At 67.8% G+C, this 14,567-nt stretch carries 14 protein-coding genes and 1 pseudogene; 7 read left to right on the forward strand and 8 right to left on the reverse strand.

Translation table 11 applies throughout. The annotated features are described in order from the left end of the window. Window positions 1-6 precede the first annotated feature (6 nt). Complete coding sequence (gene paaN / locus WHX56_RS13070) at window positions 7-1,671, forward strand: phenylacetic acid degradation protein PaaN (protein ID WP_338881408.1); 1,665 nt, start codon at window positions 7-9, stop codon at window positions 1,669-1,671. On the opposite strand, the pseudogene WHX56_RS30480 reads toward paaN, so the two are convergent. After that, window positions 1,662-1,754: pseudogene (locus WHX56_RS30480) on the reverse strand (pentapeptide repeat-containing protein); the annotation flags it as partial. The gene paaN and the pseudogene WHX56_RS30480 overlap by 10 nt on opposite strands. Window positions 1,755-1,829: 75 nt before the next feature. Here WHX56_RS30480 and paaG point away from each other — a divergent pair. The 3 genes from paaG (at window position 1,830) to paaK (ending at window position 4,522) form a co-directional block, all read left to right on the forward strand. Then, complete coding sequence (gene paaG / locus WHX56_RS13075) at window positions 1,830-2,618, forward strand: 2-(1,2-epoxy-1,2-dihydrophenyl)acetyl-CoA isomerase PaaG (protein ID WP_338881410.1); 789 nt, start codon at window positions 1,830-1,832, stop codon at window positions 2,616-2,618. A 2-nt stretch (window positions 2,619-2,620) separates the two neighbouring features. Continuing rightward, window positions 2,621-3,091 carry a hydroxyphenylacetyl-CoA thioesterase PaaI gene (paaI, locus tag WHX56_RS13080; RefSeq protein ID WP_338881412.1) on the forward strand — a complete coding sequence of 157 codons (471 nt, stop codon included), beginning with the start codon at window positions 2,621-2,623 and terminating at the stop codon, window positions 3,089-3,091. A gap of 117 nt (window positions 3,092-3,208) precedes the next feature. Beyond that, window positions 3,209-4,522, forward strand: coding sequence for a phenylacetate--CoA ligase PaaK (paaK, locus tag WHX56_RS13085; protein ID WP_129246211.1), 1,314 nt, complete (start codon window positions 3,209-3,211; stop codon window positions 4,520-4,522). Window positions 4,523-4,685: 163 nt separating this feature from the next. Here paaK and WHX56_RS13090 read toward each other — a convergent pair whose 3' ends face one another. From WHX56_RS13090 to radC, 6 genes are all read right to left on the reverse strand, one after another. Then, window positions 4,686-6,089, reverse strand: a complete 1,404-nt coding sequence (locus WHX56_RS13090; RefSeq protein WP_338881414.1) for an MATE family efflux transporter — start codon at window positions 6,087-6,089, stop codon at window positions 4,686-4,688. Continuing rightward, window positions 6,086-7,816: an ArnT family glycosyltransferase gene (locus WHX56_RS13095; protein WP_129246207.1), complete on the reverse strand. Its 1,731-nt coding sequence runs from the start codon at window positions 7,814-7,816 to the stop codon at window positions 6,086-6,088. Before WHX56_RS13095 ends, WHX56_RS13090 begins: the two co-directional genes overlap by 4 nt. Before the next feature lie 124 nt (window positions 7,817-7,940). Continuing rightward, window positions 7,941-8,207, reverse strand: a complete 267-nt coding sequence (locus tag WHX56_RS13100) for a type B 50S ribosomal protein L31 (RefSeq protein WP_043549053.1) — start codon at window positions 8,205-8,207, stop codon at window positions 7,941-7,943. A 210-nt stretch (window positions 8,208-8,417) separates the two neighbouring features. Next, window positions 8,418-9,266 carry a tryptophan 2,3-dioxygenase gene (kynA, locus tag WHX56_RS13105; protein WP_338881418.1) on the reverse strand — a complete coding sequence of 283 codons (849 nt, stop codon included), beginning with the start codon at window positions 9,264-9,266 and terminating at the stop codon, window positions 8,418-8,420. 202 nt (window positions 9,267-9,468) lie between these two features. Next, on the reverse strand, window positions 9,469-10,095 hold the full coding sequence (gene kynB, locus WHX56_RS13110; protein WP_129246203.1) for an arylformamidase: 627 nt from the start codon (window positions 10,093-10,095) through the stop codon (window positions 9,469-9,471). A 94-nt stretch (window positions 10,096-10,189) separates the two neighbouring features. Then, window positions 10,190-10,867 (reverse strand): RadC family protein, encoded by a 678-nt coding sequence (gene radC, locus WHX56_RS13115; protein WP_129246201.1) that lies wholly within the window; start codon window positions 10,865-10,867, stop codon window positions 10,190-10,192. Window positions 10,868-10,917: 50 nt separating this feature from the next. Between radC and WHX56_RS13120 the strand changes: the two genes are divergently transcribed. Genes WHX56_RS13120 through maiA form a run of 3 tightly spaced genes read left to right on the forward strand, consistent with a single transcriptional unit; the run spans window position 10,918 to window position 13,066 of the window. Then, window positions 10,918-11,394 (forward strand): FKBP-type peptidyl-prolyl cis-trans isomerase, encoded by a 477-nt coding sequence (locus tag WHX56_RS13120; RefSeq protein ID WP_129246199.1) that lies wholly within the window; start codon window positions 10,918-10,920, stop codon window positions 11,392-11,394. Then, window positions 11,394-12,371 carry a 4-hydroxy-3-methylbut-2-enyl diphosphate reductase gene (gene ispH / locus WHX56_RS13125; protein ID WP_129246196.1) on the forward strand — a complete coding sequence of 326 codons (978 nt, stop codon included), beginning with the start codon at window positions 11,394-11,396 and terminating at the stop codon, window positions 12,369-12,371. The genes WHX56_RS13120 and ispH overlap by 1 nt, the downstream gene beginning before the upstream one ends. A gap of 50 nt (window positions 12,372-12,421) precedes the next feature. After that, entirely contained in the window at window positions 12,422-13,066 is a 645-nt protein-coding gene (gene maiA / locus WHX56_RS13130; RefSeq protein WP_338881421.1) for a maleylacetoacetate isomerase, read from the forward strand. A 32-nt stretch (window positions 13,067-13,098) separates the two neighbouring features. On the opposite strand, the gene WHX56_RS13135 is transcribed toward maiA, so the two are convergent. Next, on the reverse strand, window positions 13,099-14,541 hold the full coding sequence (locus WHX56_RS13135) for a DegQ family serine endoprotease (protein ID WP_338881423.1): 1,443 nt from the start codon (window positions 14,539-14,541) through the stop codon (window positions 13,099-13,101). Window positions 14,542-14,567 lie beyond the last annotated feature (26 nt).

Consider the following 14,567-nt stretch of genomic DNA (forward strand, 5'->3'; position numbering starts at 1 on the left):
GACGCAGTGTCCCAAGCATTCTTCGAACGCCACCAGCCCCTGCTGGAACAAGCCATGGCCGCGGCAGCGCTGCGCGGCTACTGGAGCCCCTACGCCGAATCGCCCAGCCCCCGCAACTATGGCGAGACCGCCAACGACGACGGGCGCGCCGCGTTCGAAGCCCTGCGCGGCAAGCCTTTCCCGCTGAACCTGCATGACGCCGACGGCACCGTGGGCGGCGAGCAGTCGCCCTATGGCTTCGACCTCGGGATCACCTATCCCCGTGTCCCGGCCGACAAGCTGGTTGCCGCCTCCAAGCGCGCGCTCGAGGATTGGCGCCGCGCCGGTCCGCGCGCCTGGGTCGGGGTGTCGCTGGAGATCCTGGCCCGCCTGAACAAGCTCAGCTTCGAAATCGCCTACGCGGTGCAGCACACGACCGGCCAGGGCTTCATGATGGCCTTCCAGGCCGGCGGCCCGCACGCGCAGGACCGCGGCTTCGAAGCCGTGACCTACGCGTGGCAGGAAATGTCGCGCATCCCCGGCGTGGCCATTTGGGAAAAGCCGCAGGGCAAGAACGACCCCATCCGCATGGAAAAGCAGTTCACCGTGGTGCCGCGCGGCGTCGCGCTGGTGATCGGCTGCTCCACCTTCCCGACCTGGAACGGCTACCCCGGCCTCTTCGCCAGCCTGGCCACCGGCAACACGGTCATCGTCAAGCCTCACCCCGGCGCGATCCTGCCGCTGGCCATCACCGTGAAGGTGGCGCGCGAAGTGCTGCAGGAAGCGGGGTTCGACCCCGACGTCGTGCTGCTGGCCGCCCATGAAGCCGGCGACGACACCGCGCAGAAGCTGGCGCTGGATCCGGCCGTCAAGATCATCGACTTCACCGGCAGTTCCGCCAATGGCGACTGGCTGGAGAACAACGCCCGCCAGGCGCTGGTCTATACCGAGAAGGCCGGCGTGAACCAGGTCATCATCGATTCCACGGACGACCTGAAGGGCGTGGCGCGCAACCTGGCGTTCTCGCTGGCCCTGTATTCGGGCCAGATGTGCACCGCGCCGCAGAACATCTACGTGCCGCGCGACGGCATCCAGACGCCGGAAGGCCGGGTCGGCTTCGACGACGTCGCGGCCGCCCTGGGCACGGCGCTGGACAAGCTCGGCGCCGACGCCGCGCGTGCCGTCGAACTGACCGGCGCCATCCAGAACGAGGGCATCGTCGAGCGCATCGAGAAGGCGCGCGCGCTGGGCCTGTCCGTGGTGGCCGACAGCAAGACGCTCGCCCATCCGCAGTTTGAAAACGCGCGCGTGCGCACGCCGCTGCTGCTGCGCGCCGAGGCCGGCAACGCCGCCATCGGCCAGGAATGGTTCGGTCCGATCGCCTTTGTGGTGGCCACCGATTCCACCGCGCACAGCATCCAGTTGGCGCGCGACAGCGTCATCCGCCATGGCGCGCTGTCCTTCTCCGCCTACACCACCGACAACGCCGTTGCCGAGCGGGTGCAGGACGCGGCGGAAGTGTCCGGCGTTTCGCTCTCGCTCAACCTGACGGGCGCGGTGTTCGTCAACCAGACCGCGGCCTTCAGCGACTTCCACGGCACCGGCGCCAACCCGGCCGCCAACGCGGCGCTGTCCGACTCGGCCTTCGTTTCGAACCGCTTCCGCGTGGTGCAAACCCGCCGTCATGTTTGATCCCACCCCCGAAGCGCTACGCGCTTCCCCCTTAGGCGGGCCCCCCTTAGGCGGGCCCCCCTCAGGCGGGCCCCCCTCAAGGGGGCGCCGCTGCGGCCCGGGGTGGGCGTTACGCATAATCTCTGATGCGAGTGATGTGCCCGCTATGGACAAATGATATGACCTATCAAGACATTCAATTCGACCTGTCGGACGGCATCGCGCGCCTGACGCTGAACCGTCCCGACAAGCTGAACAGCTTCACGGCCAACATGCATGGTGAAGTGGCTGATGCCCTGACCCGCGTTGAAACCGAAGGCGCGCGCGTGCTGGTGCTGACCGGCGCGGGCCGCGGTTTCTGCGCGGGGCAGGACTTGAGCGAGCGCAAGCCCGCGGAAGACGGCACGCCGCCCGACCTGGGCGAGACCGTCGACAAGTTCTACGCGCCGCTGGTGCGCCGCCTGAACGCCTTGCCCATGCCCGTCGTGGTGGGGGTGAACGGGGTGGCGGCCGGGGCGGGCGCCAACCTGGCGTTCGCCGGCGACATCGTCATCGCCAAGGCGTCGGCCAGCTTCATCCAATCGTTCTGCTGCCTGGGGCTCATCCCCGACACCGGCGGCACCTTCGCGCTGCCGCGTCTGGTCGGCCGCGCCCGCGCCATGGGGCTGGCCATGCTGGGCGACAAGCTCAGCGCCCAGCAGGCGCAGGACTGGGGCCTGATCTGGCAGTGCGTGCCGGACGAGGAGTTCGACGCCGCGCTGGATCGGCTGGCCCGGCATTTTTCCAAGGCACCCACGAAGGGGCTGGCGTTCACCAAGCAGGCCATCCAGGCCAGCCTGGGCAACGACCTGTCCACCCAACTGGACCTGGAACGCGACATGATGCGCGAACTGGGCCGCAGCGCGGATTACGCGGAAGGCGTGGCCGCTTTCCTGGGCAAGCGCGAACCGCAATTCAAGGGGCAATAAGAATGAACGCACACGTTCCCGCCGTCGAGGTGCCGAGCGATCCCCAGGAATTGGCGCAAGCCGTCGGCACCGCGATGTACGCCGGCGACGCCGCGTCGCAAGGCCTGGACATGAAGGTCGAGGAAATGGCGCCGGGCTACGCGCGCCTGACGATGCGCGTGCGCCCCGACATGCTGAACGGCCACAAGACCTGCCATGGCGGCTTCATCTTCGCCCTGGCCGACAGCGCCTTCGCGTTTTCGTGCAATTCGCGCAACGTCAGCACCGTGGCCTCCGGCTGCACCATCGACTACCTCGCGCCGGGCTTCGAGGGCGACCTGCTGACCGCGGTGGCGCAGGAGCGCTCGCTGGCCGGCCGCACCGGCGTCTACGACGTGACGGTCACCAACCAGGACGGGCGCAACGTGGCCCTGTTCCGCGGCCGCTCGTATCGCATCAAGGGCCAGATCGTCGGAGTCCCCACGGACGCTTGAGCCAACCACCCAACCAACCAAAGACAAGGCCGCCGGCCCTGCCATGCGCGCGCGGATTGCCCGCGCGCCGCGCGGCCGGGCCCGGCGTAGAGAGAGAATTTCAGGAGAGAGATAACCATGTCCAACACCATGAGCAAGCCGGGGCTGGACCCCATCGAGCATGCCAGCCAGGATGAGTTGCGCGCCTTGCAGCTCGAGCGGCTGAAGTGGTCGCTCAAGCACGCCTACGAGAACGTCCCGCATTACAAGAAGGCGTTCGACGAGGTCGGCGTGCACCCCGACGACCTGAAGCAGCTATCCGACATTTCGAAATTCCCCTTCACGACGAAGAAGGAATTGCGCGACAACTATCCCTTCGGCATGTTCGCCGTGCCGCGCGAGCGCATTTCGCGCATCCACGCGTCCAGCGGCACCACGGGCAAGCCGACGGTGGTGGGCTATACCAAGGGCGACCTGGACAACTGGGCCAACCTCGTGGCGCGCTCGATCCGCGCGGCGGGCGGCAAGCCCGGCGACACGGTCCACGTCGCGTACGGCTACGGCCTCTTCACGGGCGGCCTGGGCGCGCATTACGGCGCGGAACGCCTGGGCTGCACGGTCATCCCGATGTCGGGCGGGCAGACGGAAAAGCAGGTGCAACTGATCAACGATTTCCGCCCGGACATCATCATGGTCACGCCCTCCTATTTCTGCAATATTCTGGAGGAACAGCGCCGCCAGGGGATTGACCCGCGTCAAAGTTCGCTGCGCATCGGGATCTTCGGCGCCGAACCCTGGACCGGCCAGATGCGCGCCGACATCGAGACCGAGGCCGGCATCGACGCCGTGGACATCTACGGCCTGTCCGAAGTGATGGGGCCCGGGGTGGCCAGCGAATGCGTCGAGACCAAGGACGGCCCGGTGGTCTGGGAAGACCACTTCTACGCCGAGATCATCGATCCCGACACGGGCGAACCCGTGGCCGACGGCGAACCCGGCGAACTGGTGTTCACCTCGCTGACCAAGGAAGCGATGCCCATCGTCCGCTACCGCACCCGCGACCTGACGCGCCTGTTGCCGCCGACGGCGCGCAGCATGCGCCGCATCGGCAAGATCACCGGCCGCAGCGACGACATGCTGATCGTGCGCGGCGTGAATATGTTTCCGACGCAGGTGGAAGAACTGGTCCTGAAGATCGCCCAACTGGCGCCGCACTACCAATTGGTGCTGTCGCGCACGGGCAACCTGGACGAACTGGAAATCCTGACCGAGCTGCGGGCCGAGTTCTCGGGCCTGTCGGACGCCGAACGCGCGAACCTGGGCAAGCAGCTCCAGCACGCCGTCAAGACGCACATCGGCGTCAGCGCGCGGATCCAGGTGTCGGATTCGGGTTATGTCGAACGCACGCTGACGGGGAAGGCGCGCCGGGTGATCGACAAGCGGCCGAAGTAATCGATGGGGATGGGTGTCAGACACCCATGGGGCGCCGGCGTGCAGTGAAGGGCATCTCGTACGGGTGTCAGACACTGCACTGGTCTCAAGTGTCTGACACCCGTACGGGACGCTCTTCCACATCAACGCAAACCTTCCCGGGTGTCTGACACCCGCCCTAAAACTACACCCCGCCACTAACCCGCACAATCCGCCGATACCAATAGTGCAGTAGGCCCGCCGACAGCGCCAACCCAGCCATCGCCATCAGCCACATGCTGCCGGCGCCCTGGGGTGAACCGGGCACGAGGATCGCGCGTATGCCGTCCAGGCCGCCGCGGCCCGGGCCGAAGCCGAACCACCAGCCGCCGACCAGGCCCACCCCCGCCAGCGCGACCATCTGCAGCAACAGGGGCACCACCGCCACCTTGTAGGCGCGCAGCAGGTACGAGTTGATGCATTGCATTGAATCGAACAGGTGGAACAAGGGCAGCACGGCCAGCAGCGTGGTCGCGACGGCGGCTACGTCGGGGTTGTCGGTATAGGCCGCCAGGATGAGCGGCCGGCCGGCCAGCAGCACCGCCGCCGTCAGCAGGGCGCCCAGCAGGCCGAGCGTCAGGCCGGCCATGCCGGTGCGGTGCGCATGGGCGAAATTGCCGGCGCCGATGGCCTGCGCGGTCAGCGCGGCGGTGGCCACGCCCAGCGCCATGGGCATCATGTAGCAAAGGGCGGCCAGGTTCGACATGATCTGGTGGCCGCCGGTCACGAAAGTGCCCTCGCGCGCGACCAGCAGGGCCATGAAGGTGAAGGCGGACACTTCCACCAGATAGGACCCGCCCATCGGGATGCCCAGGCGCAGCAGTTCCTTGAGCGTCTTCCAGTCGGGCTTGCCGACCCGCAGCTTGAAGCGCCGGTAGTAGCGGTCGTGCGTGATGACCCACAATCCCAGGCCCAGGCTGATCCACGAAACCAGCGCGGTCGCGAGCCCGGCGCCGGTGGCGCCCATGGCCGGCAGGCCCAGTTTGCCGTAGATGAGCAGCCAGTTGAAGAAAGCCTTGAAGCCGATGGCCGTGAGGTTGATCGCCATGACCAGCTTGGGGCGCGAGACCGACGTGCCCAGCGCGTAGATGGTGCGGAACACCAGCGCGGCGGGCAGGGCCAGCACCAGGGCCTGCAGGTAGGAACCGATGCGTTCGCGCACGCCGGGGGCGACGTTGCCCGAAAAGGACAGCCACAAGTCCGGGAACAGCATCAGGACGGCGCCCACGACGGACAGCCCGAGGGCCAGCCAGACGCCCTGGCCCCAACTGCGGCCCACCTCGAGGTTCTGGCCCGCGCCGAAGTGCTGGGCCAGGATGGGGATCAGGGCATGCACCACGCCCATCAGGCCGACGAAAATGGTGATGTAGATGGACGCGGACAAGGCCATGGCGGCCAGGTCGTCGGCGCTGGAATGGCCCGTCATCGCGGTGTCCAGCACGCCGAACGAAATGCCGGCCCATTGGCTGACCAGCACCGGCCAGGCCTGCTTGGCGATGCCTCGCAGGGTGGCGCCGAAGGATATCGGCGCGGCGGCGGCCGCGGTCATCGGTTCGAGCCGACGCGCAGCAGACGGAATACTTCCTGCCGGTCCGCCCGCCGGCCGCCTTGCCACAGCACGTCGGCGCCTTCGCTATAGGCGGCGGTGTTGTCGCGCAGGCTCTGGTTGCTGGTCTGCTGCAGGATCAGGGTGCACTTCGCGTCGAACGTGAACGTCAGGTTGTTGAAGATCAGGAACGAGGCGCGCTGGCCGCTGCCCAGGCTCAGGCCGCGGACGCACTCGCCGGGGCGGAGGTTCTGTTCCAGCGCCTGCGCCAACTGGCCCGACACGGTGCGATAGCTGCGCGCGTAGTCGACCGCCGGCTGCCACAGCAGCACCAGCAGGATCCAGGTCACGGTCAGCCCGCCCGCCGACAGCACGGTGCCGCGCCACAGCGCCTGGGGCTTCACGCGCAGCCGCCACACCACCAGCGCGATCCAGGCCAGGGTGAACACCAGGGCCAGCGCGAAGGCGAGCCAGGAGATGACGGGCTCGTAGCCCGTGGTCTGGCGGGCGATGTTGCGCGAAATCTGCGCCGGCCAGTGGAAGTGCAGGGCGACCCAGCCCAGCCAGACGGTGGCCGCCGTCAGGGAAAAGCACATGACGGCGAACCAGTCCAGCGTGTTGACCACGCCGCGGCGCAGCGTCGGCAGCGAAAATGCCGCCAGCACGGCGCAGGGGACGGCCAGCAGGACGTACTCGGAGTCCGAGGCTTCGTCCAGGCCGAACAGCAGCAGCGTCGAGCACACCAGCAGCGTCAGGGGCAGCCAGATGTGGGGCGCGTAGATCCAGGAGCGCCAGCGCCAGACGGCCAGCACGGCCAGGGGCCAGGTCGGCCACAGGTACCAGGGCAGGTCGCGCAGCGTGCGGCCCATGTCGTGCCAGGTCGGCACCGCGAAGGACGACAGGTTCCAGATCTTCCAGTTGCGGACCCAGTATGCGCTGCCCTGGCTGGCGGGGATCCACCAGGCCAGGATCAGGACTGCGGTCACCAGCGCCGCCCAGGGCAGCCAGCGCCGGCAGCGCCACAGTTGGCTGCGCGGGTAGAAGGCCAGCAGCGCGCCGATCATGATGGGGGTCGCGCCGACCCAGCCGCGCGTGAGGAAGCTGGCGGCCAGGGCGATGCCCAGGGTCGTGCAGCCCGTGAACGGGCGGTCCACGCTGCGCGCCAGCGAATAGAAGGCAAGCGCCTGCCACGCCATGATGGCGGGCACGACGGTGGTTTCATGGGTGCGCTGCAGGATGCCGACCGTGGCAAGCAGCAGGAGCAGGGCGGCGTCCGCCAGCATGCGGCCGTAGTCGCGCGGCTCGGGTTCGCCGCCGAAGGGCAGGGCCAGCGGCTGGGCTTCGGCGCGGCGGCCCAGCAGATAGGTGCCGTACCACACGCTGGTGGTGGTGATGCCGAACCACAGCAGATTGGGCAGGCGGCCGGCGGTGATGTCGCCGATGAAGGGGCCGAACAGCCAGATGCAGATCGCGCCGACCCAGGTGATCAGCGGGCCTTCCTCGGCGTGGGCCAGCAGCCCCACCTGGGGCAGCAGCCAGGTGATGCCGCCTTCGCGGATCGCCGTGATCATGGTCGCCAGCCCGACCGCATCGTCCGTTTTCCACGGGTCGCGCATGAACAGGCCGGCCACGATATAGGCCAGCAACACGCCCAGCAGGATCAGCCTGGGCAGTTTCGCGGTGGCCACGGACGTCAGCCGGGCCGGTGTGGAAAAGGATAGTGGGGACACGGGCGTTAATGTAACCGAGTGGTCGGGTTGCGCTAGCCCCCAGCGTGGGAATAGGCTGCCAGGGAGGAAAAAAAAGCAGCCCGAAGGCTGCCTTTTTGCTGTGGCTCCTGCGGGAGCGACAGGATCAGGAAGCGGACTTGACCGTGCCGGCCGTACGGGCGAAACGGGCGCGGAACTTTTCCACGCGGCCGGTTTCGACGATACGGGTCTGGGCGCCCGTGTAGAACGGGTGCGATTCGGAGGTCACGTCGCACTTGAAGAGCGGGTACGTCTTGCCGTCGAGATCGATGGTTTCGCGCGTTTGCACGGTCGAACGGGTGATGAACTTGTTGCCCGTTTGCAGATCGGCGAAGACGACTTCGCGGTATTCGGGGTGAATGCCTTCTTTCATGGTGCTTTCCTAGGGCTCCTGCGAGCCTTCCTCGGTTGTTAGGGTCGCCAGCCTAGTAGGATGCCAAGCTTCCGGCATCGGCTCTAGCCACGTATCCAAAAAGTAACCCTGAATTCTAGCATGGGAAATTTCCCTGGGCCAAGGGGAAATGGGCGGCCCGGCCCCGGCGGGCGCCGCCCGCGTAAAAGGGGGCCGGGGCGCCTCCGGCCGTCAGAGGTCCGTGCGCAGCTTCCAGATCTCCGGGAACAGCACCACTTCCAGCATGCGCCGTAGGTAAGCCACGCCGGACGTGCCGCCGGTGCCGCGCTTGAAACCGATGACCCGTTCGACCGTGGTGACGTGGCGGAACCGCCACAGCCGGAACGCGTCTTCCAGGTCGGTCAGTTTTTCGCCCAGTTGATACAGGTCCCAGTAGCGGTCCGGTTGCCGGTAGACCGCCAGCCAGGCCGCCTCGACCCCTTCCGACGGCTGGTAGGGCTGCGTCCAGTCGCGCTGGAGATGGTCGGCCGGCACGTCCAGGCCCTGGCGCGCCAAGAGCCGCAGCGCTTCGTCGTACAGCGAGGGGGCCTCGTAGGCGCTCTGCACCTGGGTCAGCAGGTCCGCGCGGTGCCCGTGCGGCTTGAGCATGGCCGCGTTCTTGTTGCCCAGCAGGAATTCGATCTGGCGGTATTGGTAGCTCTGGAATCCGCTGGAGCGCGCCAGGTAGGGGCGCAGCGCCGAGTATTCGGGCGGCGTCATGGTCGCCAGCACGTCCCAGGCGTGGACCAGTTGTTCCATGATCTTGCTGACCCGGGCCAGCATCTTGAACGCGGGCTGCAGGCGGTCGGCCGCCACGTTCGCGATGGCGCCGCGCAGCTCGTGCAGCATCAGCTTCATCCAGAGCTCGCTGGTCTGGTGCTGGATGATGAAGAGCATCTCGTTGTGCTCGGGCGACAGCGGATGCTGCGCGCCCAGCAGGGCGTCCAGGTGCAGGTAATCGCCGTAGGTCATGTCGCGCGCGAAATCCAACTGCGCTTTTTCCTCGCGGACGATGTCTTCGGGGCGTTCGGTCTGGCTCATGCGCGGCCTCCCTGGCAGGGCGGCGCGGCGCGGCGGGCCGATGCGGGCTGCGCGCGCCAGCCTGGCGCGTGGAGGCGGGCGCAAGCGAGCGCCGCGCGCGGGGAAAGGTGGTGTCTCATGGTGGTGCTTCCTGAACGGAGCGGCGGAATTGCGTCCCGCCGCCCAAAGGCCGTCGGACCAGCCCCGGGCCTGTCAGCAGGCCCTACAGTTCGCGCAGGACCGCGCGAACCGGGCTGGCATCAGCCTGGACCAGCGCCAACGGCAACGCGATCAACTCGTAATCGCCCTCCGGCACGGCATCGAGCACCAGGTTCTCCAGTACCCGCATGTCGCGCCGCAGGATCGTGTGGTGGCTGTCCAGGGTCTTGCTGGACGCGGGGTCGATGCTGGCGGTATCCAGCCCGATCAGCATGACGCCGCGCTCGGCCAGCCATTCGATGGTCTGGGGCGCGTAGGCGGAGAAATCGTCGGTCCACCAGTCCTGGGCCGCATGCTTGGCCGTGCGGACCAGCACGCGGGGCGGCAGGTTCAGGGCGGCATGGGCAAGATGGTCGACCGTGATGAGCGGGCCGCAGTCGATGGCGTGGATGACGCGGCAAGGCCCCAGGAACGGTTCCAGCGCGACCGCCCCGATGGCGGCGGCGCCATTCTGGTAGTGCAGGGGGGCATCCGCGTGCGCGCCGATGTGCGGCGACAGCGTGATTTCGCTGACATTGACCGGACAGCCGGGCGCAAGCGACCATTTCCATTGCTGGCGGTACGGCGTGTCGCCTGGAAAGACAGGCGAAGCCGCGGAGACGGGCGGGGAAATATCCCACAGGCGCTTCATGTCGGGCGGAAAAGGTCGCGTGATGCCGGAATTAGGTTAAGCCTAAAGCAATAACGGGCGGTAGTCTAACGAAATCCGGCGCGCGGCGCTGCTTTTACAGGCTGCCCCGTTCGGCCATGGAAACCACGGTGCCGCCGGCGACGATGAGGTGGTCCACGAGCTTGATGTCCACCAGCGCCAGCGCCTTTTTCAGGTGTTGGGTGAAGCCGTGGTCGGCGGCGCTGGGTTCGGCCACGCCCGAGGGGTGGTTGTGGGCGACGATGAGGGCGGCCGCATGGTGGCGCAGGGCCTCGCGAACGACCTCGCGGGGGTAGACCGAGGCCTGCGACAGCGTGCCGCGCGCGAGTTCGCCGGTGGCGATCAGGCGCAACTGGTTGTCCAGGTAGAGGGCGATGCAGTGTTCCACCCTGCGGTGGCCCAGCGCCAGCTTGCAATATTGTTTCACCTGCAAGGGGTGGTCCAGGCTGCTGGCCCGGGGCAGTTCTTCCTCGATGGCCCGGCGGGCCAGTTCCAGCAGGGCCGCCAGCATGCAGGCCTTGGCGGCGCCCAGGCCGGGGGCCGCCATCAGTTCCTCGGGCGCGGCCCCCAGCAGGCCCCGCAAGCCGCCGAATTGCCTCAGCAGCCGGTTGCCCAGTTCCATGACGTGCAGGCCGGGAATGCCCGTGCGCAGGGCGATGGCGAGCAGCTCGGCGTCCTGGAGCGCGGCGGCTCCGTGGCGCAGCAGCCGCTCCCGGGGACGCTCGTGTTTTGGCGGCTGGACGGACAATTTCATAAGAGGCTCTAAAATCAAGGATTATTCAATTGCCTATACGGTGGCAGATCTTGAGCTCCGCCTCTAATGAAGTGAACGTTTTGGTCCGTCCGGATTCCTACCTGACGCTGCACTACCGGATTACGCTGGCCTCGGGCCCGGGCAAGGATTCGGTGTTCGCCGACACCTTCGACGGCCGGCCCGGCACGCTGCAGCTCGGCAGCGGCCAATGGGCGCCCGGCATGGAGGCGGCGCTGATCGGCCATGCCGAAGGCGAGCGCTTCAGCGTCACGGTGGCGCCGGCCGATGCCTACGGCGAGCGCAACCCGGAACTCATCCAGCGCGTCACACGCGCGATGCTCTCCGAGCATGCCGGCGCCGACGCCACGTTCGAGCCGGGCGATCTGGTGGAATTCACCGCGCCCAATGGCGGGCGCTATTCCGGCGTCCTGAAGGAAATCAACGAAGAATCGGCGCTGTTCGATTTCAACCACCCGCTCGCGGGCATCAGCCTGCGGGTCGACGTGGCGCTCCTGGGGGTCCTCTGATGAGCCAGGCCGTAACCGCTTCCGACGCCGAAGTCCTGCTGGCGCAGCCGCGCGGCTTCTGTGCCGGAGTGGACCGTGCCATCGATATCGTCGAGCGCGCGCTCGAATTGCACGGGGCGCCGATCTACGTGCGCCACGAGATCGTCCACAACCGCTACGTGGTGGAAGACCTGCGCGCGAAGGGGGCCGTTTTCATCGACGAACTGGACGACGCGCCCTCGGGCTCCATCGTGGTGTTTTCGGCACACGGGGTGTCCAAGGCGGTGCGGGCGGAAGCCGAAGCGCGCGGCCTGCAGGTCTTCGACGCCACGTGCCCGCTGGTCACGAAGGTGCACATCGAAGTGGCGCGCATGCGCGCGGCGGGCCGTGAAATCATCATGATCGGCCACAAGGGCCATCCCGAGGTCGAAGGCACGCTGGGCCAGGCCCAGGGCGGCATGTACCTGGTCGAGACGGTGGAAGACGTCGCCGGCCTGCGGGTGACGGACCCCGAGAACCTCGCCTACGTCACGCAGACGACCCTGTCCGTGGACGACGCGGCGGCGGTGTCCCGGGCCCTGAAGGCGCGCTTTCCCAGCATCGTCGAGCCCAAGAAAAGCGACATCTGCTACGCCACCCAGAACCGCCAGGACGCGGTCAAGGTGATGGCGCCGGACTGCGACCTGGTGCTGGTGGTCGGCAGCCCCAACAGCTCCAACTCGAACCGCCTGCGCGAGGTCGCCGAGCGCAAGGGCGTGCCCTCGCACCTGATCGACGGCGCGCAGTCCATCGACCCCGCCTGGCTGGTCGGCCGCAAGCGCATCGGCGTGACGGCGGGCGCCTCCGCGCCGGAGATCCTGGTGCAGCAGGTGATCGAACGCGTCAAGGAATTGGGCGCGGTGTCGGTGCGCACCATGCCGGGCCTGGAAGAGAACGTGGCGTTCCCGTTGCCCAAGGGCCTGTCGCGCAAGTCGGCGCAGACGGAATCGCTGGAATAGGCTGGCGGGCGCCGCCGAGGGCGGCCCCGGATCAGGACAAAGGAGACTTCATGCAGTTGTACAGTTACTTTCGCAGTTCGGCCGCGTACCGCGTGCGCATCGCCCTGAATCTGAAGGGGCTGCCCTACGAATACCTGCCGGTGCATCTGCTGAAAGACGGCGGCCAGCAGTTGTCGGCCGGCTACCGCAAGATGAATCCGACGGGGCTGGTGCCGACGCTGGTCGACGGCGACGCCGTCATCGGGCAGTCGCTGGCCATCATCGAATACCTGGAAGAAACGCACCCGCAAGTTCCCTTGCTGCCGGCCGACGCGATCGGCCGCGCGCGCGTGCGGGACCTGGCGCTGGGCATCGCCTGCGACACGCATCCACTGAACAACCTGCGCGTGCTGAAGTACCTGAAGCACACGCTGGGCGTGGACGAGGACGCCAAGACCGCCTGGTACCAGCACTGGGTGCGCCAGGGCCTGGAAGCCCTGGAAGCGCAACTGGCGCACTCCGGCGCCACCGGCCGCTTCTGCCACGGGGATGCGCCGACGATCGCCGACATCTGCCTGGTGCCCCAGGTCGCCAATGCGCAGCGTTTCGGCTGCGACCTGTCGGCCATGCCCAACGTGGTGCGCATCGACGCCGCCTGCCGCGAACTGCCGGCCTTCGACGCGGCCGCGCCGGGCAAGCAGCCCGACGCGGAATAGCGCCAGCCCCCTGGGAAGGGGGCTGCCCGGCGTCAGCCGATCTGCACCGGCACGAAGATCTTGTCTTCGCCGCGCTGCACCAGCAGCGCGACCGTCTTGCCGGCCTTGGACAAGGCTTCCTTGACCTGCCCGATGTTGTGCACGGGCACCCCGTTCAAGGACAGCAGCACGTCGCCCGGCTCGATCCCGGCCTTGGCGGCCGGCCCGGCGGACCGTTCGATCAGCAGGCCCTCGGCGCCCGCCGCCTGCTGTTCCTGCGGGCTCAGCGGCCGCAGCGCCAGGCCCAGTTGGCCGCGCTGCACTTCCTGGTCGCCCGCCGACGCCTGCGCCTTGTCCGCGGGGATGCCGCCCAGCGTGGCGACCAGTTCCTTGTGCGCGCCGTTGCGCCAGATGTCCAGCTTGATCTTCTCGCCCGGCGAGGCCAGCGTGATGGTGGAGGCCAAGTCCCCCGAGGACACGATGGTCTTGCCGTCGATCTGCCGGACCACGTCGCCGGGTTGCAGGCCTGCCTTGGCGGCGGCGCTGCCCTTTTCGACGCTGGACACCAGCGCGCCCGAAGGCGAGTCCAGCTTGAACGAGTCGGCCAGGTCCTGGTTCACTTCCTGCACCGTTACGCCCAGCCTGGCGTGCTGCACCTTGCCGTGTTCGAGGATCTGGTCCTTGATCTTGTAGGCCACGTCGATCGGGATCGAGAACGACAGGCCCTGGAACCCGCCGGTGCGGCTGTAGATCTGCGAATTGATGCCCACGACTTCGCCGCGGTCGTTGAACAGCGGGCCGCCGGAATTGCCGGGGTTGACCGCCACGTCCGTCTGGATGAAGGGGACCGACGTATCGTCGGGCAGCGAACGGCCCTTGGCGCTGACGATGCCCGCGGTGGCCGTGTTTTCCAGGCCGTAGGGCGAGCCGATGGCCAGCACCCATTCGCCCACCTGGAGCTGGCCGACGTCGCCCACCTTCACCGTGGGCAGGTTCCTGGCGTCGATCTTGATGACGGCCACGTCGGTCTGCGGATCCGAGCCCAGCACCTTGGCCTTGAATTCGCGGCGGTCCGTCAGCTTCACCGTGACTTCCTTCGCGTCCTGCACCACGTGCGCATTGGTCAGGATGATGCCGTCGCTGTTGACGATGAAGCCGGAGCCTTCGCCGCGCATGGGCACTTCGCGCGAAGGCATCTGCCCGCGCCCGCCCGGGAACTGGCCGAAGAATTGGGCGAACGGGTCGCCGTCGTCGGCGGATACCTTGCGGGTGCCGCTGACGCTGATGTTCACCACGGCCGGCCCGTAGTCGCGCGTGATCTGCGCGAAGTTGGGCGGGGTGGACTGACTGGCCGCCTGGAAGGGGGCGGAGGCGGCCGGCGCGCCGGCCGCCATCGAAACGCCGCCGATGACGGCGGTTGCGCCGGCGCCGCCGATGGCGCCGGCGGCCAGCAGCGCCATCACCAGGCGCGAGGGTTTCATTTGGGAGGTCTTCATGTCGGCTCCTGCGTTCATGTTGAAGG

Source organism: Achromobacter veterisilvae (genome assembly GCF_037619525.1).
Lineage (GTDB): Bacteria > Pseudomonadota > Gammaproteobacteria > Burkholderiales > Burkholderiaceae_B > Achromobacter > Achromobacter veterisilvae.

Bases quoted from the DNA above. Each gene is read 5' to 3' on its own strand.
- paaG (WP_338881410.1), top strand. From the start codon at position 1,830: ATGACCTATCAAGACATTCAATTCGACCTGTCGGACGGCATCGCGCGC.
- paaI (WP_338881412.1), top strand. From the start codon at position 2,621: ATGAACGCACACGTTCCCGCCGTCGAGGTGCCGAGCGATCCCCAGGAA.
- paaK (WP_129246211.1), top strand. From the start codon at position 3,209: ATGTCCAACACCATGAGCAAGCCGGGGCTGGACCCCATCGAGCATGCC.
- WHX56_RS13090 (WP_338881414.1), bottom strand. From the start codon at position 6,089: ATGACCGCGGCCGCCGCCGCGCCGATATCCTTCGGCGCCACCCTGCGA.
- WHX56_RS13100 (WP_043549053.1), bottom strand. From the start codon at position 8,207: ATGAAAGAAGGCATTCACCCCGAATACCGCGAAGTCGTCTTCGCCGAT.
- kynA (WP_338881418.1), bottom strand. From the start codon at position 9,266: ATGAGCCAGACCGAACGCCCCGAAGACATCGTCCGCGAGGAAAAAGCG.
- kynB (WP_129246203.1), bottom strand. From the start codon at position 10,095: ATGAAGCGCCTGTGGGATATTTCCCCGCCCGTCTCCGCGGCTTCGCCT.
- radC (WP_129246201.1), bottom strand. From the start codon at position 10,867: ATGAAATTGTCCGTCCAGCCGCCAAAACACGAGCGTCCCCGGGAGCGG.
- ispH (WP_129246196.1), top strand. From the start codon at position 11,394: ATGAGCCAGGCCGTAACCGCTTCCGACGCCGAAGTCCTGCTGGCGCAG.
- maiA (WP_338881421.1), top strand. From the start codon at position 12,422: ATGCAGTTGTACAGTTACTTTCGCAGTTCGGCCGCGTACCGCGTGCGC.
- WHX56_RS13135 (WP_338881423.1), bottom strand. From the start codon at position 14,541: ATGAAGACCTCCCAAATGAAACCCTCGCGCCTGGTGATGGCGCTGCTG.